Annotated in this window: 14 protein-coding genes; 3 read left to right on the top strand and 11 right to left on the bottom strand. The window is 66.4% G+C overall.

Annotation, left to right across the window (positions count from 1 at the left end; translation table 11 throughout):
- Positions 1 to 42: 42 nt before the first annotated feature.
- The 7 genes from C563_RS0101955 to C563_RS0101985 form a co-directional block, all read right to left on the bottom strand.
- Complete coding sequence (locus tag C563_RS0101955) at positions 43 to 4,362, bottom strand: DUF4011 domain-containing protein (RefSeq protein ID WP_043423637.1); 4,320 nt, start codon at positions 4,360 to 4,362, stop codon at positions 43 to 45.
- A 128-nt stretch (positions 4,363 to 4,490) separates the two neighbouring features.
- Complete coding sequence (gene guaA, locus C563_RS0101960; RefSeq protein WP_026264280.1) at positions 4,491 to 6,080, bottom strand: glutamine-hydrolyzing GMP synthase; 1,590 nt, start codon at positions 6,078 to 6,080, stop codon at positions 4,491 to 4,493.
- A gap of 86 nt (positions 6,081 to 6,166) precedes the next feature.
- Positions 6,167 to 6,676 (bottom strand): DUF3817 domain-containing protein, encoded by a 510-nt coding sequence (locus C563_RS0101965; protein ID WP_018760362.1) that lies wholly within the window; start codon positions 6,674 to 6,676, stop codon positions 6,167 to 6,169.
- Positions 6,673 to 7,536: an SURF1 family protein gene (locus tag C563_RS0101970; protein WP_018760363.1), complete on the bottom strand. Its 864-nt coding sequence runs from the start codon at positions 7,534 to 7,536 to the stop codon at positions 6,673 to 6,675. The genes C563_RS0101965 and C563_RS0101970 overlap by 4 nt, the downstream gene beginning before the upstream one ends.
- A 76-nt stretch (positions 7,537 to 7,612) precedes the next feature.
- A complete protein-coding gene (locus tag C563_RS0101975; RefSeq protein ID WP_018760364.1) occupies positions 7,613 to 8,101 on the bottom strand; it encodes a PTS sugar transporter subunit IIA in 489 nt (162 codons plus the stop codon).
- A 40-nt stretch (positions 8,102 to 8,141) separates the two neighbouring features.
- Complete coding sequence (locus C563_RS0101980; protein ID WP_018760365.1) at positions 8,142 to 9,881, bottom strand: glycerol-3-phosphate dehydrogenase/oxidase; 1,740 nt, start codon at positions 9,879 to 9,881, stop codon at positions 8,142 to 8,144.
- Positions 9,882 to 9,982: 101 nt separating this feature from the next.
- Positions 9,983 to 11,119: a GuaB3 family IMP dehydrogenase-related protein gene (locus C563_RS0101985; protein ID WP_018760366.1), complete on the bottom strand. Its 1,137-nt coding sequence runs from the start codon at positions 11,117 to 11,119 to the stop codon at positions 9,983 to 9,985.
- A 154-nt stretch (positions 11,120 to 11,273) separates the two neighbouring features.
- On the opposite strand from C563_RS0101985, the gene C563_RS0101990 reads away from it, so the two are divergent.
- The 3 genes from C563_RS0101990 to C563_RS0102000 are packed head-to-tail and all read left to right on the top strand — an operon-like array spanning position 11,274 to position 12,772.
- Positions 11,274 to 11,498, top strand: coding sequence for a hypothetical protein (locus C563_RS0101990; RefSeq protein ID WP_133831036.1), 225 nt, complete (start codon positions 11,274 to 11,276; stop codon positions 11,496 to 11,498).
- Positions 11,495 to 12,142, top strand: coding sequence for a hypothetical protein (locus C563_RS0101995; protein WP_018760368.1), 648 nt, complete (start codon positions 11,495 to 11,497; stop codon positions 12,140 to 12,142). Before C563_RS0101990 ends, C563_RS0101995 begins: the two co-directional genes overlap by 4 nt.
- A gap of 24 nt (positions 12,143 to 12,166) precedes the next feature.
- A complete protein-coding gene (locus tag C563_RS0102000) occupies positions 12,167 to 12,772 on the top strand; it encodes a hypothetical protein (protein ID WP_018760369.1) in 606 nt (201 codons plus the stop codon).
- Here the strand turns inward: C563_RS0102000 and C563_RS0102005 are convergent.
- The 4 genes from C563_RS0102005 to C563_RS0102020 form a co-directional block, all read right to left on the bottom strand.
- Positions 12,769 to 14,628 carry an ABC transporter ATP-binding protein gene (locus C563_RS0102005; protein WP_018760370.1) on the bottom strand — a complete coding sequence of 620 codons (1,860 nt, stop codon included), beginning with the start codon at positions 14,626 to 14,628 and terminating at the stop codon, positions 12,769 to 12,771. The two genes, C563_RS0102000 and C563_RS0102005, sit on opposite strands and share 4 nt — an antisense overlap.
- A 73-nt stretch (positions 14,629 to 14,701) precedes the next feature.
- Positions 14,702 to 16,333 (bottom strand): HNH endonuclease signature motif containing protein, encoded by a 1,632-nt coding sequence (locus C563_RS0102010; protein WP_081624096.1) that lies wholly within the window; start codon positions 16,331 to 16,333, stop codon positions 14,702 to 14,704.
- Positions 16,334 to 16,440: 107 nt separating this feature from the next.
- Positions 16,441 to 17,952: an IMP dehydrogenase gene (gene guaB, locus C563_RS0102015; protein ID WP_018760372.1), complete on the bottom strand. Its 1,512-nt coding sequence runs from the start codon at positions 17,950 to 17,952 to the stop codon at positions 16,441 to 16,443.
- Between the two features lie 202 nt (positions 17,953 to 18,154).
- Complete coding sequence (locus tag C563_RS0102020) at positions 18,155 to 20,227, bottom strand: acyltransferase family protein (protein WP_026264281.1); 2,073 nt, start codon at positions 20,225 to 20,227, stop codon at positions 18,155 to 18,157.
- Positions 20,228 to 20,350: the final 123 nt, after the last annotated feature.

Consider the following 20,350-nt stretch of genomic DNA (forward strand, 5'->3'; position numbering starts at 1 on the left):
CCCGGGCCCAAAGGCTTGGCTGCTCGTCAGCCCCGCTGCTGGTCAGCCCCAGTGCGGCGGTTTCTGTTCCTTCAGCCACGCGTCGTGGTCATCCTCCCGGTCGCCCCAGCTGCGGGCGTCGTCCTCCGCAGCCTTGCTGGGCAGCACAGCGTCGGTACCTGAGGTGGCCCGCCCTGGCGCTGGAGTGGAGTGAGGCGCACCTGCCGGATTTCCGCCGTCAGGTACCGCTTCCGTCTTCTCGTTCTCGCTCATATCTTCTCCGGCCCGATCTTCCGCGGGCCCATTGTTGTCGGAAATATCGCTGCCGGAACCATTGTCGTCGGAAACGCTGACGTCGGAAACACTGACGTCGGAAACACTGACGTCGGAGACACTGTCTTCCGCGACCATGCCGTTGGCCTCCTTGGTGTCCAGGCCACCGGCCCGCCGGCCCTGGCTTGGGCGGATGCCCGCGGCGGGGTCTCCGGAGTCACTCCGGTTCCCGCCATTGGCGTTCCGCGGCAGATAGGCAACACCGGCGGACGGTGCTGCATCGATACCATTGAGCGCCTGGTCCACGTCGTCGTCAAGGAATCCAGCCGAGTGCCCGGTCCTGCCCGGCAGCACCAGGTTTTCCAGGCCGAGGTACCCGGCAATGCGGTCGGCACAGGACGACGGGTCGGTAAATACCTCGATGGTCCACAACGGCATGTAACGCCATCCCAGGCGCTCCAGCAGCTCCGGGCGGAGCCTGCTGCGTTCCCGGACGCTCATGGTGCGGTACTGCCCGGTGCCGTCAGACTCGATCGCCACCGGTCGTGGCAGGTCGGCATCATCCTTGCCCATGGTATTCAGCGGGTCAGCCGCGGCCACAACGTCGATGGCGCCGTCGTACTGGTGCCAAACCCGGGCGCCGCGGGCGCGCAAACGGTCACCCAAGTCGGCGACCAGCGGGTCCGCACCGAGTGCCTGTTCGCTGGCGGCAGCCCGGGAGGCGGGAGTTCCGAGGTCGGTATTACCCGAAATTTCGCGGTTCAACAGCGTGTACAGGTCCACCGCCCCGTGCGTGAGCCTGGTGTGGTCCAGGTCCTCGGGCCGGAAGCAGGTGAGCACATGCATGGACCGGCGCGCCCGCGTCATGGCCAGGGCGAACTTCTCCCTGCCACCTTCCGCGGACAATGGTCCGAAGTTGTGCAGCGCCCGGCCGTGCGGGGTGCGGCCAAAACCTGGGGAGAAAATAACATGGTCGCGAACCAGCCCCTGGGCCCTCTCCAGGTCCACCACCCTGAAGGACTCAGCACCGGCACCGAAGAAACCGGCCATTCCGGGCTGGTTGGCCAGCTGGAGGCGGATGGACTCGCCAATCCTGGCGGCATGCCGCAGGCTGGCGGTGACCACGGCGAGCGAAGTGCGCGGACGCAGGCGGGCGTGCTCGAACACGAGCTCGACCACCCGGTTGACCTCGGCCACCACCGACTCCACCCCCTCGTGGTCTGCGCTCGGCAAGCCGGTTCCGTCAGGCAGGTACTCCACCAGCAGCGACCGGTCCAAGCCCGTCGCCGACTGGCCCTCGGGCAGCCGGCGCAACCCGCCGTCGTAAAAGTTCTTGCTCAGCTGCAGGACGAGGTCCTCGTCCACGGCCCGGTACACCACGTTCAGCCGCCAAACCGGAAGCACCGCAGAGAGGGCCGTGAAGGCACTCTCCACCCTGTGGTGGGCGGACTCACCGGCGGCGAGGCGTTCCACGCCCACGGTAAAGGTCCGGGGCGACGCGATGCGCGGGTCGCCGAACGCAATCACCTGGCGTGCACGGGCGATCGACGGCAGGACGGCCTGCAGGGACGTGGCCTCGGCATCCAGGATCACGACGGCGTCGAAGTGTTGCTCTGCCGGGAGCAGGCCGGTCATCAGGTACGGGCTGACAGACCACACCGGCACCAGCGTGCCGATCAGGTCAGGAGCCTGGGCGGTCAAGGACGGGAGCGATACCCGGCCGTCCTTGAGCAGGCTCCGCAGCAGGCCCGCCTGGCGCGGCTGCTCGGCGATCGCCCCGCGCCAGCGTTCCGCCAAGTCCCAGCGAAGGCGTGCGGCGCCGCTGGCGATGTGCGCGTTGTCCGCCAACCGATACTCGGCCTCGAGCCGGCGCAACGCGTCGCCGTCGGACATGGCCAAGTAGTCATCGCCGCTGATCATGGCCTCAAGGGCCGACTGCCACCACGCCAATTCCAGCTCGGCTGCAACGGACCGTTCCGGGACTTCCCGCTCCGCGAGGTCGGCAAGGAGTTCGCCCAAACCGTGCTCACGCATGTTTTCGATCAGTAGTGTGCGTTCGGGCAAGGTCTTGAGGGTATCGGTGTCCGCCACGAGGCGTTCCAGCCGCTCCATCAGCTGGCCGTAGGGCGCAGTGGCGAGCGACCCGCCGGCATCCGTGTGCCGGAGCGCCTGGCCCAGCTGTTCCAGCTCCGCGTCCAGCGACCGGTACATGGCGTTCATTTCGGCAAGGCCGGACGGAACCGCCGGATGGCGTTGGGTGGTGGCATACCCGGCCCAGAGGGCGCGCTGCTCCTGGACCAGGACCAAGGATGTGTGCAGGTCGGCGATGTGCACGCCGGGGCGGACGTATTCCTTGGCCACCCGCCGAAGCCTGGAACGCTGCATGGACGTCATTTCGATGCCGCGCTCACGGCGCCACGCTGACGGTGCCGTGGCGGAAATCAGGTCCGTCACGGGCCGGTCAAAGATGTCCGGCGTGAATTTGTCCAGGCTGCCGCGGACGGCAACCAGCAGCTCGAGCTGCTCGCCCCATTCCGCAAAGGACTCCCCCAGCCGGATTTCAGCGTGCTCGGCGACGGCGTCCATGCGGTCGCGCAGCACCGGGAGGCTCTTGGCCACGGAGCGGACCAGATCCTGCGCTTCCTCGGTTTCCTTCCGGGTCAGCAACCGCGCCCCGTGCCAGGGGCTGGTGGTGGCGGCCTTGCTGAAGCTGCCCAGTTCGGCAGCACGGCGAAGCCTTCCGGCCAGCTCCTCGCGGTCGCGGATGCTGTCCAGGACACTGCGCTTCAACCGGACGGTGGTGGCCGGCGCCGGATGGATAGAGGTGAGCTCCGCGAGAGACTGCATGGCCTGGTAGGGCGAGCAGCCCCACCGGTCCCGGACGTTGTGCAGCGACGCCACGTGGTCCATGAGCGCGTGCCGGTGCTCAGTCAGGGTGGTGTGCAGGTTGCCCAACTGCGGTTCCAAGGACTTTTCGTTGCGGACAATCGCCCGCACCAGCTGGCCCTTCAGCTGCTGCGCCGTGACGTTCCCGGAAAGCTGGAACAGGATGGATTCCAGTCCCAGGGATTCGAGCTGGCCGGAGACTTCATTCAGGCTGGCCCGGCGGTCACCAACCACCAGCACCGTCTTCCCGGCGTCCACCAGGGCACCGATGGTGTTGATCGCGGTCTGCGTCTGCCCGGTACCCGGCGGGGCGCTGACAACGAGGGAGTCACCGGCTCGGGCCGCATCAATCACATACTGCTGGTCCGTGTCCGCGTCCAGCAGCAACAGCTCGTCCTTGGGATGCCTGTTGTCCAGGTGCGGGAAACGCGAGGGGTCCGGGTCTTCGACATCCACAACTTCGCCCCCGGCGGCGGTCGCCAGCGCGGACACAATGGGGTGGGAGTCGTTGATCCAAGGGTCATCCAGGTTTCCGGAGAGATCGGCGAAGGTCGAAACGAGCAGGTTGTGCTGGGTTTCTGCGCCATGGATGGGCCGGATCAGCGTGGCCAACCGGTCAAGGACGGGCTGCGGGTCGAACCGTGCGGTGCTGTAGGCGAGGCGGGTCACGGCGTTGACGTCGAAGACGATCCCGTGGATGTTCTTCAGGTGGCGCACCAGGGCGGGGTTGATGTGCGCCTGCTCGGTGAGCTGCAGCTCGAAGTCGTCCTCCCCCGGACGGACGGTGAGGGATACGGCGGTCAGCATGACGGGGGCGGACACGCGCTGGGGTTTGCCTCCGACGGCGGAAGTCCACACCACAGTGCCGGCGGACAGGTACCCGGCGTCGATGCCGCGGTCGTTGGAGAGCTCAAAGATCTTTGACCGGATGTTGCGCGATGCCCTGGCTGCCACGACGTACTGCTGGCGGTCCCGGATCAGCGTGGACAGGCGTGTGCGGCGCCCTGCCATGAGCTGGGCGAGCCCCGAGGGATGCGCCGAGGTGAGGTCGATGGAGCCTTCGGGGGTCTTGGTGAAGCGCAGCATCGTGTCCGCGCCAGTGACGGGTTTAAGCCCGGACAGCCATTTGCGAAGCTCTTCCGAGCCTTCCGGGTGGCCTTGACCAACTGACACTTCTGCCTTCTTTTCTGCGTTTGCACGTGACGCCCTGGACCATACCGGCATAGATTCGAGAGTAGCCGCTCCGGTGCCGGACTTTGGCGACCGCAACACTGGAGCACAGGAAATTGCTGGGATTCTCCCGGGAAAAACAGTGGCCGGCCTCCGCTGGCGGAGGCCGGCCACTCAGGGGACTATTCCCATTCGATGGTTCCCGGCGGCTTGCTGGTGACGTCCAGCACCACCCGGTTGACGCCGTCCACCTCGTTGGTGATCCGGTTGGAGATCCGTGCCAAAAGATCGTAGGGCAGGCGCGACCAGTCGGCGGTCATGGCGTCCTCGGAGGACACGGGACGGAGCACGATCGGGTGGCCGTAAGTGCGGCCGTCCCCCATGACGCCGACGCTGCGGACGTCGGCGAGAAGCACAACGGGCATCTGCCAGACTTCGTCGTCCAGGCCGGCGGCAGTCAGTTCGGCACGAGCGATGGCATCCGCCTTGCGGAGCAGGTCCAGCCGTTCTTTGGTGATGTCGCCGACGATCCGGATGCCCAGGCCGGGGCCGGGGAAGGGCTGGCGGCCGACGATTTCCTGCGGCAGGCCGAGCTGTGCGCCCACGGCACGGACCTCGTCCTTGAACAGGGCGCGCAGGGGTTCGACGAGCTCGAACTGCAGGTCCTCGGGGAGGCCGCCCACATTGTGGTGGCTCTTGATGTTGGCAGCACCTTCGCCGCCGCCGGATTCGACGACGTCCGGGTACAGGGTGCCCTGGACCAGGAATTTGATCTTCTCGCCGTGGGCAGCAGCATCGGCGATGATGGCCAGTTCCGCTTCCTCGAAAGCACGGATGAATTCACGGCCGATGATTTTGCGCTTGGTTTCCGGATCGCTGACGCCTGCCAGTGCCGAAAGGAAGCGCTCCTGCTCGTTGGCGACGTAGAGCTTGACGCCGGTGGCGGCGACAAAGTCGCGCTCCACCTGTTCTGCCTCGCCTTCACGCAGCAAGCCGTGGTCAACGAAGACACAGGTGAGCTGGTCGCCCACTGCGCGCTGTACCAAGGCGGCGGCCACGGCAGAATCGACACCGCCGGAGAGCCCGCAAATGACCCGGGCGTCTCCCACCTGCTGGCGGATGCGCTCCACCTGCTCCTCGAGGATGTTGCCGGTAGTCCAGTTGGGTTCCAGCTTGGCGCCCTTGAAGAGGAAGTTCTCCAGGACCTGCTGGCCGTAGGCGGAGTGCTTGACCTCCGGGTGCCACTGCACGCCGTACAGGCACTTCTCCTCATTGGCGAAGGCCGCGACTTCAGCGCCGGCGGTGGTGGCCAGGACATCGAAGCCTTCGGGCGCCTCGTGGACGGAGTCGCCGTGGCTCATCCACGTCTTCTGGTGCTGGGGCATGCCTTCCAGAACGGAGCGCCCGTCACCCAGGATGGTGGTTTCGGTGGATCCGTACTCCCGCAGCCCGGTCTTGTCCACCTTGCCGCCCAGGGCGTTGGCCATGGCCTGGAAGCCGTAGCAGATGCCGAAGACGGGGACGCCGGCTTCGAAGAGGTCTGCACCGACGCTCGGGGCGCCGTCGGCATAAACGCTGGAGGGGCCGCCGGAGAGGATGATGGCGGCGGGATTCTTGGCCAGTAGCTGCTCGGTGGTGTAGGTATGCGGAACCACTTCCGAATACACATTCGCTTCCCGGACGCGGCGGGCAATGAGCTGCGCGTACTGGGCACCGTAATCAACAACCAGCACCGGCTTCTGGGAAGTCTGGGATGCAGTGGGAGTAGTCACCGTAATAGCCTACTTTGCGCCGTTGCACCGACGCACCTTGAGAGACCTCCCTGTGACGGAGCAGACGTCAGTGAAGGCGGAAACGCTCAGTAGCGCTGCGGCGCCTGCGGGTTGGCGGCGAGCTCGGCCTCAACCTCGGCGTGGAACTTCTTTTCGACGATGAAGGACAGGAACGGCACCACGCCGCCGAGGGCCAGCAGGACCAGCTTCAGGAACGGCCAGCGCAGGAGGGACCAGAGCCGGAAGTTGGAGATCAGGTACACCACGTACATCCAGCCGTGGACGATCAGGACCGTGACGGAGACGTTCACACCGTTCAGCACCGCCGGCGGTTCGGCGTCGGCGAAGCCAAAACCGAAGGGCTGGCCGGTGAGTGCGCTGGTGCCACCGGCAAACAGGTACTGCCCGAAGCCGTACCGGGCCACCAGTTCCGCGCACAGCAGGAGCAGCATGGTGCCGGTCAGGTAGGCCATGACCTTGTAGAACTTCAGGGCCGACCGGATCTGCGCTTCGGTGCCGCCGAAGCGGCGCTTCTTGCCGGATCCTTTGGCGCCGGAGGCTTGGGACGAGGGGGTGGCCGGTTTTGGATCAATCATGGCTGTACCTTCTGCTGGTGCTGATCAGGTTGCTGCTGTTCGTTCTGGTGCTGTTCCGGGCCATCGGACTCCTCGGCTTCGTCGAGGGCCTCTTCAAGGTCCCGGTGGTAGTCGTCCTTGACCAGCCGCCACCAGATGAAGAGGGCGAAGCCGGCAAAAACCACCCATTCGATGGAGTAGAAGAGGTTCAGCCAGTTGATCTGCTGCGACGGTGGCTGGGGGCCGATGTTCAGCGGAAGCAGGCTGCCAGGCACGGACGCGGCGCTGACATCTTTGCCGCCCGCCACCTCCGCGGTGGCCGAGACGAATCCCGGGTAGCTGCTGACTCCCCAGTAGTTGATGAGTTCGGCAACAGACACGGCCGAGGCCTCCCCCGTTTTGGGGGCCTTCCCGGGAACCGGCGCTTCAGAAGGAATCAAGCGCCCCGTCAGTTGCACCAGGCCCGACGGAGGGGCTGGCGCGTCGGAAGGGTCCGCCACCCAGCCCCGCGCCACCGGAATCCAGGTTTGTGGGGAGGCAGCCGCACCTTTAAGGGTGGGGGCGCCGTTAACGGCGAAAGCGGAAACTACCCAATAGCCGGTCTTTCCATCGTGCAGCCTGCCGGGGACCAGCACCTGCTTGTCGGGACTGTAGGTTCCCTCCGCGGTGACCATCTGGTCTGAGACGCTGCCGTGGAAGAATTCGCCGGGCTGGAGGGTGCTGGTGAGCGGCTGGACCTGTTCGGTGGCGGGGTTGACCGGCGCTTCGGGCTGGGTGGACCGCCCGAACTGCCACTGGCTGAGCAGCACGAAGACCCCGGAAAGCGCGATCGCAAAGATGAAGCCTGCGATCCATCGGGGTTTGAGGGCTGTTTTCCACACGTCTTAACCGTACTTCGTACTTCTGTAGAACAACTAAACGCCTGTGCGTTCGGATGCGGCGCAGGGACCCGGCTGCTTAGTGGTCGAAGAACACCAGGCTGGAATTGATGAGCTCGGCGATGACTTCGGCATCGTAGGCCCGCCGCAGGGATTCCCGGAAGGATTCCTTGGACAGCGACCGGGCCAGCGTGGCCAGCACTTCCAGGTGGTCCGAGAACGAACTGGCGGGCGTGGCGATCAGCAGGATGACGGTGGCCGGGCCGTCCGTGGCGCCGAAGTCCAGGGCATGGCCGTACTTGGTGATGCCGACGGCGATCGACGTCCGGGAGACGAACTCGCTGCGGGCGTGCGGGAGACCGACCCCGCCGGGGAGGCCGGTCGCCAGCTGGTGCTCGCGCGCGTTGACGTTCTTGAGGAATCCGTCAAGGTCGGAAATTCGCCCGGCGGCATGGAGCCGTTCCGCCAGCTGGTTGGTGGCGTCGGTTTTGTCCGTCGCTTCCAGTTCCAGAATCACCATCTCGGGGGTGGTGAGTTCGGCGTCATACGGGTCAAGTGGTTCCGCCAAGGCGTATCCCTTCAGTCAGCAGTGCGGGGCGAGCGGCCCCTCAGCGCAAGGGCACGATGTCTTCCACGCCCAGGCGGGCAGCGTCCGCGGATTCGTCGTCCGGCTGTTGCTGGCTGAGGCGCTCGGCCTCCACCCTGGCAATGTAGTGGCGGACTTCGTTTTCGCGCTGCGCGTCACTCCAGCCAAGAACGTCACCCATCAGTTTAGCGACAACGGGGGCAGCAGACACGCCCCGGTCCCACGCCTCGATCGAAATCCGCGTACGGCGGGTCAGGACGTCCTGCACGTGGCGGGCCCCCTCATGGGTGGCGGCGTAGACGGCCTCGGCCTGCAGGTAGTCATCGGCCCCGGGGATGGGTTCGGCCAGCTCCTTGTCCTGCTCGATGATGGCCAGGACCTCGGGCGTCATTGATCCGTACCGGTTGAGGAGGTGTTCAATCCGGGCCACGTGCACGCCGGATTCCTCGGCGGTGCGGTTCCTTCGGTTCCAGGCGGCCCGGAAGCCGCTGGCACCGAGAAGCGGGATGGTTTCGGTGCAGCTGGGCGGAACCCGTTCGTCCATGGTGCGGGTGGCTTCGTCGACGGCGTCCTTGGCCATGACCCGGTACGTGGTCCACTTTCCGCCGGCCACCACCACCAGGCCCGGGACGGGGTGCGCCACCACGTGTTCGCGGGAGAGCTTGGCCGTGGAGTCGTTTTCACCGGCGAGCAGCGGCCGCAGTCCGGCATAGACCCCTTCAACGTCCTCCCTGGTCAATGGCCGCTTCAGCACCTTGTTGACGTGCTCGAGGATGTAGTCAATGTCCTTGCTGGACGCGGCCGGGTGGGCTTTGTCCAGGTGCCAGTCAGTATCGGTCGTGCCGATGATCCAGTGCCGCCCCCAGGGGATGACGAACAGGACGGACTTCTCCGTGCGAAGGATCAGCCCCACCGTTGACTGGAACCGGTCCCGCGGAACCACCAGGTGGATGCCCTTGGAGGCGCGGACCTTGAGCTGGCCCCGGTCGGTGACCATGGCCTGGGTTTCGTCGGTCCAGACGCCTGTGGCGTTGATGACCTGCCTCGCGCGGACCTTGAACTCCGTGCCGTCCTCGCGGTTGGACACTTTGGCTCCCACCACCCGCTCCCCTTCGCGAAGGAAGTCCACCACGGCCATCTGGTTGACGGCGTGGGCTCCGTAGTAGGCGGCGGTACGGATGAGGTTGGCCACGTACTTCGCGTCGTCCACCTGGCCGTCGTAGTAGCGGATCGAGCCCACGAAGGCGTCGTCCTTCAGGCTGGGGGCGGCACGGAGGGTTCCACGCCTGCTCAGGTGTTTGTGGAACGGCACGCCGCGGCTGTGCCCGCTGGAGATCGACATGACGTCGTACAGCGCAATGCCGGCGCCGACGTAGGGCCGTTCAATGAACGGCTTGGTCAGCGGATAGAGGAATGGCACCGGCCGGGCCAGGTGCGGGGCAATTTCCGAAAGCAGCAGTCCGCGTTCCTGGAGGGCCTCCTTGACCAGGGCGAAGTCAAGCATTTCCAGGTAGCGCAGGCCGCCGTGGATGAGTTTCGAGGACCGCGACGACGTTCCGGCGGCCCAGTCGCTTGCCTCGACGATGCCAACGCTCAGCCCGCGGGTCACGGCGTCCAGTGCGGCTCCCGCACCGACGATGCCGCCGCCCACGATCAGGATGTCCAGTTCCTGGCCAGGTTCCGCGGTGGCGCGCAACCGCCCTATGGATGCTTCCCTGGCTTCCGGGCCGAGAACTCCGCCGTTTGCAGGAACACTCTTCATTGAACGCCTCCAGTGCCGCTAGTGCCGGTAGTAAACCCACACTACTTGCTGGAAGCGCGCTTTGGGCAGGGCGGCGGTGACTGCCGCCCCGCCCAATCGGGTCAGTTCCCCGCGTAGGGCGAGACCACGACGTCGACCCGCTGGAATTCCTTCAGGTCCGAATAGCCGGTGGTCGCCATGGAGCGGCGCAGCGCGCCGATGAGGTTGGACGTGCCGTTGGTGTGGTGGCCGGGTCCGAACAGGACTTCCTCCAGGGGTCCCACGGTGCCCACGTTGGCGCGGTCCCCGCGCGGGAGCTCCGTGTGGTGGGCTTCCTGGCCCCAGTGCCAGCCTTTGCCCGGCGCCTCCTCTGCCCTGGCCAGGGCGCTGCCCAGCATGACGGCGTCGGCGCCCATGGCAATGGCTTTGACGATGTCACCCGAGGTGCCCATGCCGCCGTCGGCAATCACGTGGACGTAGCGGCCGCCGGACTCGTCCATGTAGTCACGGCGGGCGGCCGCGACGTCGGAAATGGCTGAAGCCATGGGCGAGTGGATGCCCAGGGCGCGACGCGTGGTGGTGGTTGCGCCGCCGCCGAAGCCCACCAGCACACCTGCCGCGCCGGTACGCATCAGGTGCAGTGCCGGGGTGTAGCCCGCCGCCCCGCCCACGATGACGGGGACGTCGAGTTCGTAGATGAACTGCTTCAGGTTCAGCGGTTCGTGGTTCTTGGAGACATGCTCGGCGGACACCGTGGTTCCGCGGATGACGAAGATATCGACGCCGGCGGCGACGACGGTCTTGTAGTGCTCCTGGGTGCGCTGCGGGGTGAGCGATCCGGCCACGGTGACGCCGGCCTCGCGGATCTCGGCCAGACGGGAGGTGATGAGTTCCGGCTGGATGGGCGCACGGTACAGCTCCTGCATCCGGCCTGTCACGGCGGGGCTGTTGACCTCGTCCTGAAGGGCCGCAATCTCGTCCAGCACGGACTGCGGATCCTCGTACCGGGTCCACAGGCCTTCCAGGTCAAGGACGCCCAGGCCGCCAAGCTTGCCGAGGGCGATGGCGGTCTGCGGGGACATGGCCGAGTCCATCGGGGCGGCGATCACAGGCATGCTGAACTGGTAGGCGTCGATCTGCCAGGAGACGGAGACGTCCTTGGGGTCGCGGGTGCGACGGTTGGGGACGATTGCAATGTCATCCAGGGAGTAGGCACGACGCCCACGCTTGCCACGGCCGATCTCGATCTCATAAGTCACTGCTCTAGGTTATCCCAGCAGCTCCGCTGGCCGGGTCCGGACTGCGTGCAAGGGTGCAGCCCTGCCCATGGAAGAACTGCCTGGCTACCGCGTAGCCTTGGGCAGGGGGATTCGGTGAACGCTCCCCGCGCCCACCTTCCGAGGAGAACCAACCATGGCCACCTGGTCTATCCGTCGCTGGCAGCCGATGATGAAGCAGACCTCGCCGTCCCTGCCAGCTGGCTCAACGACACCCCTCCCGCAGGCTGACCAGCACGCACACGCCGGTACAGGTGCGGCCGGCGTGGAAATCGCCGCCGGTGACGAAACGCAGCCTGCGACCGCGGCCCCGGGCCTGGCGGACCGGCTGCGCCATGGACTGGGCTTGCTTCCGGCATGACACATCACAATCCCTTCCCCGCAGATGCGCCCGTCCACTCCCTCGAGCACTGGCTGGCTCCGGAACTGGCTCGGATCAGCCCGCCAAACGCTCCGTCCCGGCTGCGTCAACTGGCTGACGCCCAAGGTACCGGAGCCGCCGGCTGGAGCAGCGCAATCGCCGGCGGTCCCGTCCTGGCCCTCGCGGGCATGTTTTTTGCCGTCACGTCGGGGAACCCTGCCGCAGCGCTCGTACTGGTCCCTCTGGGGGTTGGCCTGATGCTTTCGGGCCTCTTTGGATGGAAGCGTGCCCGGGCCGCCCTGCCCACCCCCGACAGGGTCCTGATCAGCCGTGGCCCGGGATCCGCCCGTGGTGGCGTCGCCATGATGTCCGTACTGGCAGTCGCGCTGGGCGCCATCATGGTCCTCTACCTGCCCTCGGCCACGGCGAAGGGCAATGGTGCGGCAATAACACTCGTGGGAGCCTTCGTACTCATCCTGCTTCTCCTGGTCGCATGCATCGTGGTCCCGTCAACGGTCATGGGCCGCGCCCGGCAGTCGTTCCGGGAAAGGGTGCAATCCAACCCAGAGCTTCGGCGGGCAGTTGAAGAAGATTTGGCCCTCTGGCGCGATCCTCATGGCAATGCCGCCTACGGACCGCTCTGATAATCGGTCAGCGGCAGGATTGTGATGGGCAAACGCTGGATCTTCGACGGGCATATTGCAGGTATCGGCACGGCATCCGGGCTCCGCGCCGTGGTGGGCATCTGGCAAGACTCCCCCTTCGGTTCGTTTGCCGACGTTATGGTGCAGCAACCCTCGGGGCACCGGCTGCTGTTGGCACCCCGGCCGGATGTGGCAGAGTTCATCTCGGCCACCTACACGTTCGATGAGGTGCGTTTGGTTGACGTCTCCGCCGTGTTGGGTGAACGGGCGCTAAGGGTCGACGCCGGCCCCTTGGCAATCCGGGCCGTGACCGGGGCGAGGACCTTCCTGGGTACGGCTTTGCGGGCCGTACCGCGGCGCCTTGCGGTGCACCCGCGCTGGCTTTCCGCCGTCAGTCCGCTTGCCGCGTTGGCGGCCCCGGGAGCCCGCACCTACGGCACGGCGGGCAGCGGCAGGGCGGAGTATTACGGGGTGAGCGACCTGCACCACGTCACCTCCGCCGTCGTCCGCTGGGAAGGCGCCGACGCCGGGACCCTGGCTCCCATCCGGCCCGCCGTGACGTTCGGGGTCAGCAGCGTCCCGCCCCGGCCGAGCGTGGCACGGGTCCGCACCACCGTGGTGCAGTCCTAGGTTCCGGTCGGTTCCTCGACGGTCAACTGGGATTCGAACATCCTGAAGTACCTGCCGCGGAGGGCCACCAGTTCTTTGTGCGTGCCCTGCTCGACGATCCTGCCGTCTTCCAGCATGTAGACGACGTCGGCCTTTTCGATGGTGGCCAGCCGGTGGCTGATGGCAATGATGGTGCTGTCGCGGTCAGCGAAAAGGCGGGTGAATATCCTGTGCTCGGCGAGGGCGTCGATGGCGGACGTCGGTTCGTCCATCACCATGAACGAGGCGTCCCGGTAGAAGTTCCTGGCCATGGCCAGGCGCTGCCATTGGCCGCCGGAGAGGCCGCTGCCTTTACGGCCCCGCGGATCCTCCATCCAGTTGCTGACGTGGTTGTCCAGGCCGTTGGGCAGTTTGTTGATGAACTCCAAAGCTTCGGCGTCTGCTGCCGCCCGCCGGATGCGGCCGTCATCGCGCCGGCTGTCGACGTCGCCGAAATAGATGTTCTCCGCGGCCGTGGCGAACTCGTACTTCAGGAACTCCTGGCTAAGGACTGCCAGGTGCCGGTGCCAGGAGGTGACGTCGACGGCGGCGAGGTCCACGCCGTCGAGCAGCACCTGTCCGGAGTCCGGGCGGTAGAGGCCGGCGAGGATGCGGATCAGCGTCGACTTTCCGGCGCCGTTCTCCCCTACGATGGCGATGTGCTGGCCGCGCCTGATGGTGAAGCTGATTCCCCGAATCACCTCGATATCGCTGCCCGTGTAGGTGAAGCGGATGTCCTTCAGTTCCACTTCCTGTGGAGCCTCCAACAGGGGCGGTGCATGTTCGGCGTGAACGGGCATCCCCATGAAGGTCTCGTAGTCCGTCAGGTTGGCCAGGTCTTCGTCAATGGAACTTAGTGAGGACACCAGGTTGTTCGCGGTGGACAAGGCGCGGCTGACGATCTGCTGGACGTACAGGAATTGGCCTACGGGCTGGGCCCGGGTGATGACTTGGCCCACCACCCAGATCAGCGAGACCACCTCGGCGCCGTACTGCAGGGCGTCCGCAGCCAGCTGCCTGGGGATGTAGCGCCGCTGGTAATCAAGACGGCGCCGTTCGTCCGCGTCGCGGAGGCGGGAGCGGAGGTCCATGAGGAAGCGGACGATCCCGTAGAGCCGCATCTCTGCGATGTGCTGCGGGCGGAGCAGGTTGGTTTCGATCATTCGGCGCTGGCGGCGTGAGTCTATCTGGGTGTTCCAGTGCGCAATCTGCTCCCGGGAGAGCTTGAACTGCAGGTACACGCTGGGAACGATGGCCACCAGCACGATGACGGCGATCCACCAGCTCACCAGCAGCAGGGCACCGATGGCCAGGATGACCGAGACCAGCTGAGTGAAAATGGCGGCGATCCGGTCCAGGACGCGGGCGTACGAGTCCGAGAACCGCTTGGCGCGGTCGTAGAGGTCCACCGTCTCCTTGTCGTCGTAGCGCCAGAATTCCAGCGCAAGGAATCGTTCGTACATTTGGTCGCCCACGATGGCGCCAACCTTGAAGCTCATCAACTGCTGGATGTAGCGGTCGACGCTGCTGAAGGCGCCCCAAAAGAGGCCCAGCGCCGCGGTGACCACGACGTAGACGATCGCAAGGCGTCCGGCTCCGGCGTCGCCCGCATATGCAGCAGCAAGCGCCGTGGTCGTCCGTGACGCAAAGTAGGTGGTGACCAGGGGAAGGACGGCCGAAATCAGCGAGCCGAGCACCTTCATGATCACCGCGCCCGGGGACGCCCGGAAACTGACCCTGAGGACCTGGGCTACGGCGCGCGCGTACGGCCTGATGGCAAGCCGTTTTTGCGGATCGCGTTTTGGGGTGAGTTCCGCCGGATGGCGCGGTTGGGACATGGAATCAGCCTAGTGCTGGCACCGGTTGAAACGGTCAACACCGGACGATCTGCTGAACGACGTCAGACACGACCTAGACCGACAGCACGAACGGTTTTGCGAAGTATCCGGCCCGGACGGGGTCCTCTTCCGGGAGGTCGTTGAGGTCTATGAGGTTGGCGTCGTCCGGTTCCCATGGCGGGAGGCCTTCAATGCCTGCCTGTTCGCCGTGGAATTGGATGGGTATTGCATGTGCTCTGGCCGGCAGGGTTCCTGGTGGCCAGTGGGTTGGTTGGGGGTCGTGTTGTTCGGGTTTGTAGTGTCGGCCGGTGGGTGAGGTCCAGCCGGGTGGTTCATTTTTGGTGGCTGGGTCGGGGGTCCAGGGGCTGTGGTGTTTGAGGCGGTGGTGTCGGGGGCAGAGTTGGGCCAGGTTCCGGGCACCGGTGGTGCCGCCGTGGTGCCAGGGGTTGAGGTGGTCGGTGTCGTTGTCGGGGGTGTGGTTGGTGCAGCCGGGGAAGGTGCATGTGCCGTCCCGCAGCCGGAGCCATTGTTTGATGGTCGCCGGGAGCCGGTAGCGGGTACGGCCGATGTCCAGGGGTGCCCCGTCGCGGGGGTCGACCAGGACCCGGTAGAACGATTCCGCGCCGCCGGCGACGAGCTTCCGCGCCATGGATGCCGGGACCGGCCCGAACCCGTCCAGCACGGCCGGCTCATCGGTGAGGCCCAGCAGCGAGAACACCGGGACCGTGACCAGGACATCCGCCCGCGGCGTGGGGATCTTGCCGATGTCAGTGGAAGCACATCCCGGACTTGCGTCATTACCGGAACCCGCAGCCGCGGCGGCGGGTTCGGTGTCGGCGGCCGCGGCGGTGTGCTTGGTGGTGGGCTGCAGCCCGGCGCCGAGGAGCAGTGACGCGGCGACGTCGGCGCGGAGCTGGGTGAGGGTGCGGGGCTCGTCGGGGGTTTGGAGGCCGCGGGCGGTGGCGGTGCTGCGGTTCCAGATCGCGCATGCGGTGTCCCCGGGCAGGTAGAGCGAGAGCCAGGCCATCCCGTCGCGGTCCGGGGCGTAATCCATCCGCCGGTCCGCCACCCCCTTGGCATGGCGTTTCTCCAGGGTTTCGGGGTGGTGGCGTTCCCGCCAGGCCCGGACCTTCGCCCGGAACCGGGACGGGACAAGGTCACCGGGGGCCGCGCCGCGGGCGGGGTTGGGTGCGTCGGGGTCGAAGAAATGCGCCACCAACCCGGCCGCCCCTTCAGGGGTCAGGCCTTCGGTTTCGTCGGCCACGATCCGGGCGTGCTGCCACGACACCGCACCCGTGGACAGGGCCTCGACCACAGGCGGCAGCGAGCAGACCCGGCGGGACTGCTCCACCAGTGCCCCGGCGGCGGCGGAGCTGATGGTCAGGATCCCGGCGATCTCCTCCACCACCGACATCTCCGCGAACGTGCGCTCATCCACCGGGGCGTCCGGCGGAAGCAAAGCACGCTGGAACCCAATGGCATCCGCCACGTCCCGCGCCTTCACCGCCGCCAGCTGCGCCTCCAACCGGGCCACCACCTCCAGCCGCCCCAGACATAACTCATACCGCCGCTGCAACACATCCACATCAGCGCCAGTGCCGATACCGGCAGCCAGGAAATCATCTTCGCGGGTGAGTAGATCGAGCGCAGCAACAGAGGCAGAAACACCCCCCATCACCACCGCCAAATCAGAACCGATTCCCATGGAAACATCATCCAACCAGGGTCCGACATTCAAAGACGTCAAGGCCTGCCGCGGAAAACAAAAGGAGGCAGGGCCGAAACCCTGCCTCCTTTGTTGACTCCTGTGCCTTACCGCGAACCGTAGTTCGGTGCTTCCACCGTCATCTGGATATCGTGCGGGTGCGATTCCTTCAGCCCGGCGGAGGTGATCCGGACGAACTTGCCACGGGCCTTCAGCTCGGGGATGGTCGGCGCGCCGGTGTAGAACATGGTCTGGCGCAGGCCGCCCACCAGCTGATAAGCCACCGAGGACAGCGGGCCGCGGTACGCCACGCGGCCTTCGATGCCTTCCGGGATCAGCTTGTCGTCGCCGGAAACGTCCGCCTGGAAGTAGCGGTCCTTGGAGTAGGACGTGTTCTTGCCGCGCGACTGCATGGCACCCAACGACCCCATGCCACGGTAGGACTTGAACTGCTTGCCGTTGACGAAGATCAGCTCACCCGGGGACTCGTCGCAGCCGGCGAGCAGGGAACCGAGCATGACGGTGTCGGCACCGGCCACCAGGGCCTTGCCGATGTCGCCGGAGTACTGCAGGCCGCCGTCGGCGATCAGTGGAACGCCGGCCGGGATGGCCGCCTTGGCGGACTCGTAGATGGCGGTGATCTGCGGAACACCCACACCGGCCACCACGCGGGTGGTGCAGATCGAGCCGGGCCCGACGCCCACCTTGATGCCGTCGGCGCCGGCGTCGATCAGTGCCTGGGCGCCCTCGCGGGTGGCGGCCTGGCCGCCGATGATGTCCACGTGCGCGGCAACAGGATCGGACTTCAGCCTGCGGATCATATCCAGCACACCCTGGGAGTGGCCGTTGGCGGTGTCCACGAACAGGGCGTCCACCCCGGCGTCCACCAAGGTCATGGCGCGCTCCCAGCCGTCACCAAAGAAGCCGATGGCTGCACCTACGCGGAGGCGGCCTTCGTCGTCCTTGGTGGCCAGCGGGTACTGTTCGGCCTTGGTGAAGTCCTTGGTGGTGATCAGGCCCTTGAGCCGGCCCTGCTCGTCCACGAGCGGGAGCTTTTCGATCTTATTGGTGGCCAGCTTGTGGGAGGCTTCGTCGCGGCTGATGCCCACGTGGCCGGTGACCAGGGGCATCTTGGTCATGACGTCGCTGACCAGCCGCAGCGGGAAGTCGGACTCCGGTACGAAGCGGGTGTCGCGGTTGGTGACTATGCCCAGCAGGCGGTTGTCCTCGTCCACCACGGGAAGGCCTGACACGCGGTAGTGGGCGCAGAGATCATCCAGTTCCCGGAGCGTGGCCTCGGGGCGGATGGTCAGCGGGTTGGTGATCATGCCCGATTCACTCCGCTTGACCCGGTCCACCTGGTCCGCCTGGTCGGCGATGGAGAGGTTGCGGTGCACCACGCCCAAGCCACCCTGGCGGGCCATGGCGATGGCCATGCGGGACTCGGTGACGGTGTCCATGGCTGCCGAGAGCAGGGGGGTCTGCACGCTGATCCGCTTGGAGATCCGCGATGAGGTATCGGCCTCGGAGGGGATGACGTCGGTGTGGCCCGGCAGGAGCAGGACGTCGTCGTAGGTCAGGCCAATGAAGCCAAAAGGATTGTGTTCGGGCTCGGTCATGAGTGCGCCTCTTACCTTGGTTGCTGGGTCACGGGTAGGGGTTGCAGCCGATGACCAGCCCGTTATTACGGAACTGGCCTGTGCAGACGTTCTTGCGGGACCACCGTGGGATACGGCGTTCCGGGCGCAGAAAGTGTTGACTAAATATTAGAACCTCCGGCCCGATCCCCCTATTCCAGGCCCGCAATGTGAGCAACCGCACTCAGCTCCATCCGGTTGCGGCCAGCAGGCGTTGCTCGAACATGGGGATCATGGTCTCCACATAGGTCCGGGTCAGGTGGTTGTCGTCCTTGTAGACGTAGACGTTCCCGACGACGGCAGGGCAGACGCCGCGGGCGCAGATGAAGTCGCTCATATCCATCAGGTGAAGGCCCGGTACCTTGCCGCGGTAGTTCTCCAGCGGCGAGGGCTCCACGAGGGACTCGGCCAGCGACGGGTTGCACTCCGGCGCGTCGGCGCCGTTGCGTTGCGCACACTCGGGCATGTTGAACGTGAACCTGGGGTTGTCCCGGATGCCCACGATCTCGATGCCCGCCTCGGCGAACGGAGCGACTCCTGCAAGGTAGCCGGGCACCTCCGTTTCGAAGGGCGCGTCCTCATGCGTCAGCGACGCCACTGTGAAAACAGCATCCGGGCGATGTTCCAGGACGTAGGCGGAACTGGCCCTGTTGTAGGCGTTGCATTCCGCGTTGCGGGTTTCCGATTCCGCGCCGAACCGGCACGCGGGCATGAGTAATGTCACCAGTTCCCAACCGCGTGCAGCGGCCACCGGAGCCAGGGCGGCAAGGTACTGCTGGGCGTGCGAATCCCCCAGCACCACGATGCGTTTGGTGGCCGGTTCTTCCGGCAGCTCCTGGCGGCACCCCTCCAGGATGGGGTCGTCCGTGGCGTTTGAACCCGTGCAGGGCGAGTCGATTCCGGCCCAGTCGTTGTCCAGTGCAGTCGGGCCGGGAATGGTCCTTGCCCGGGGAGCCGGCACGTTTTCGTTCTCCGGGGTGAGCGCCAACGCACCCGGCGTCAGCTCCCGGGGCTGTGCCGCCGTCGCGCTTTCCTCCGCGGTGAGCGATGTCTGCCAGACGGCGACGGGACCGGCCAGCAGCGCACCGCAGGCAACAATGACGACGGCGGTGCGCCACGCCCGGAGCTTGGGCCAGTGCCAGTCGCGCAACGGTTTTTCAACGAAGCGGGTGGTCAGGAAGGCAAGTACGACGGCGGCTGCAACGATCCCGAGACCCTGCTTGAGGTTGGGCGCCTCCACCCCCGTGGCCGCCAGGGCCAGCACCAGCAGGGGCCAGTGCCAGAGGTAAAGGGCGTAGGAGTTGTCGCCCAAGGCGACCGCCGGGCGGCTGCTCAGGAGCCTGTCCACGCCGAAGCGGCTGCCGGACTGCCCGGCGACGATGATGGCGGCGGCGGCCAGTGTGGGCCAGAGGGCCACAAAGCCGGGAAAGGACCTGTCGACCGTGAGGAGCAATCCGCACGAGACCATGCCGGCGAGCCCTGCCCAGCCCAGGACCACCCTCAGCGCGCGGCCGGGCCGCAGGTACGGCAACGCCAGCGCCAGCAGCGACCCGAGGGCGAACTCCCAGAGCCTGGCGCCGGTATCGAAGTATGCGTAGGCCTGGTTGGTGGCCGTCTGGTCAATCGAGTAGGCCAGGGACGCGGCGAACACCACGCCAAAAACCACGGCCAGCAGGCCCCGGTAGGCCATGCGGCGCAACAGGGGGATCCGGCGGGCGGCGGGCAGGATCGCGGCGGTTGCGGCGAAGATCAGCGGCCACAGGATGAAGACTTGCCCCTGGATGGACAAGGACCAGAAGTGCTGCAGCGGGCTGGCTCCTGCGTGGTCCTGGGCGTAGTAGTCCACCGCGGCGTCAGCCAGTACCCAGTTTTGGCTGTACAACAGCGAGGCCCAGGCTTGGTCCAGGATCTGCGGCCAGCGGCTTTGGGGCAGGATCAGCCATGTGCCGGCCAGCACCCCGAGGATCACCACGACGGCGGCCGGCAGGAGGCGCTTGAAGAGGTGCAGCCAATGGGCCATCAGCCGGAAGGGCTGGCCGGACTCTGCCTTGCGGACGAAGGAGAGCGTGAGCAGGAAGGCCGAGATCAGCAGGAAGACGTCCACCCCGCCGGACACGCGTCCCAACCAGACGTGATAGGCCACGACCATGAGGACCGCCAGTGCACGCAGTCCCTGGACCTCTGGCCGGAAGGTCGGTTTACGGTCGCGGCCGGGGGCTTGTCCCGCTGGTTGCGGCGCTGTCCGGGTTCCTGTCATCGACACTCCAAAACCCCTCACGCCGCCGGCCAGCCAAAACATTAAGCCTACGCACCGGCGTTTGGAAGGGCCAATCCGGGGTCCGGCGCGAACTAAGCTGGGCCGAGGTGTGGAAGGGAGCCG

Source organism: Arthrobacter sp. 135MFCol5.1 (genome assembly GCF_000374865.1).
Classification (GTDB): Bacteria; Actinomycetota; Actinomycetes; order Actinomycetales; family Micrococcaceae; genus Arthrobacter.

What these genes read in the sequence shown, in the direction of transcription:
- C563_RS0101955 (WP_043423637.1), bottom strand. Translation starts at nt 4,362, where the DNA reads ATGCCGGTATGGTCCAGGGCGTCACGTGCAAACGCAGAAAAGAAGGCA.
- C563_RS0101965 (WP_018760362.1), bottom strand. Translation starts at nt 6,676, where the DNA reads ATGATTGATCCAAAACCGGCCACCCCCTCGTCCCAAGCCTCCGGCGCC.
- C563_RS0101980 (WP_018760365.1), bottom strand. Translation starts at nt 9,881, where the DNA reads ATGAAGAGTGTTCCTGCAAACGGCGGAGTTCTCGGCCCGGAAGCCAGG.
- C563_RS0101990 (WP_133831036.1), top strand. Translation starts at nt 11,274, where the DNA reads ATGGCCACCTGGTCTATCCGTCGCTGGCAGCCGATGATGAAGCAGACC.
- C563_RS0101995 (WP_018760368.1), top strand. Translation starts at nt 11,495, where the DNA reads ATGACACATCACAATCCCTTCCCCGCAGATGCGCCCGTCCACTCCCTC.
- C563_RS0102000 (WP_018760369.1), top strand. Translation starts at nt 12,167, where the DNA reads ATGGGCAAACGCTGGATCTTCGACGGGCATATTGCAGGTATCGGCACG.
- C563_RS0102005 (WP_018760370.1), bottom strand. Translation starts at nt 14,628, where the DNA reads ATGTCCCAACCGCGCCATCCGGCGGAACTCACCCCAAAACGCGATCCG.
- C563_RS0102010 (WP_081624096.1), bottom strand. Translation starts at nt 16,333, where the DNA reads ATGGGAATCGGTTCTGATTTGGCGGTGGTGATGGGGGGTGTTTCTGCC.
- guaB (WP_018760372.1), bottom strand. Translation starts at nt 17,952, where the DNA reads ATGACCGAGCCCGAACACAATCCTTTTGGCTTCATTGGCCTGACCTAC.
- C563_RS0102020 (WP_026264281.1), bottom strand. Translation starts at nt 20,227, where the DNA reads ATGACAGGAACCCGGACAGCGCCGCAACCAGCGGGACAAGCCCCCGGC.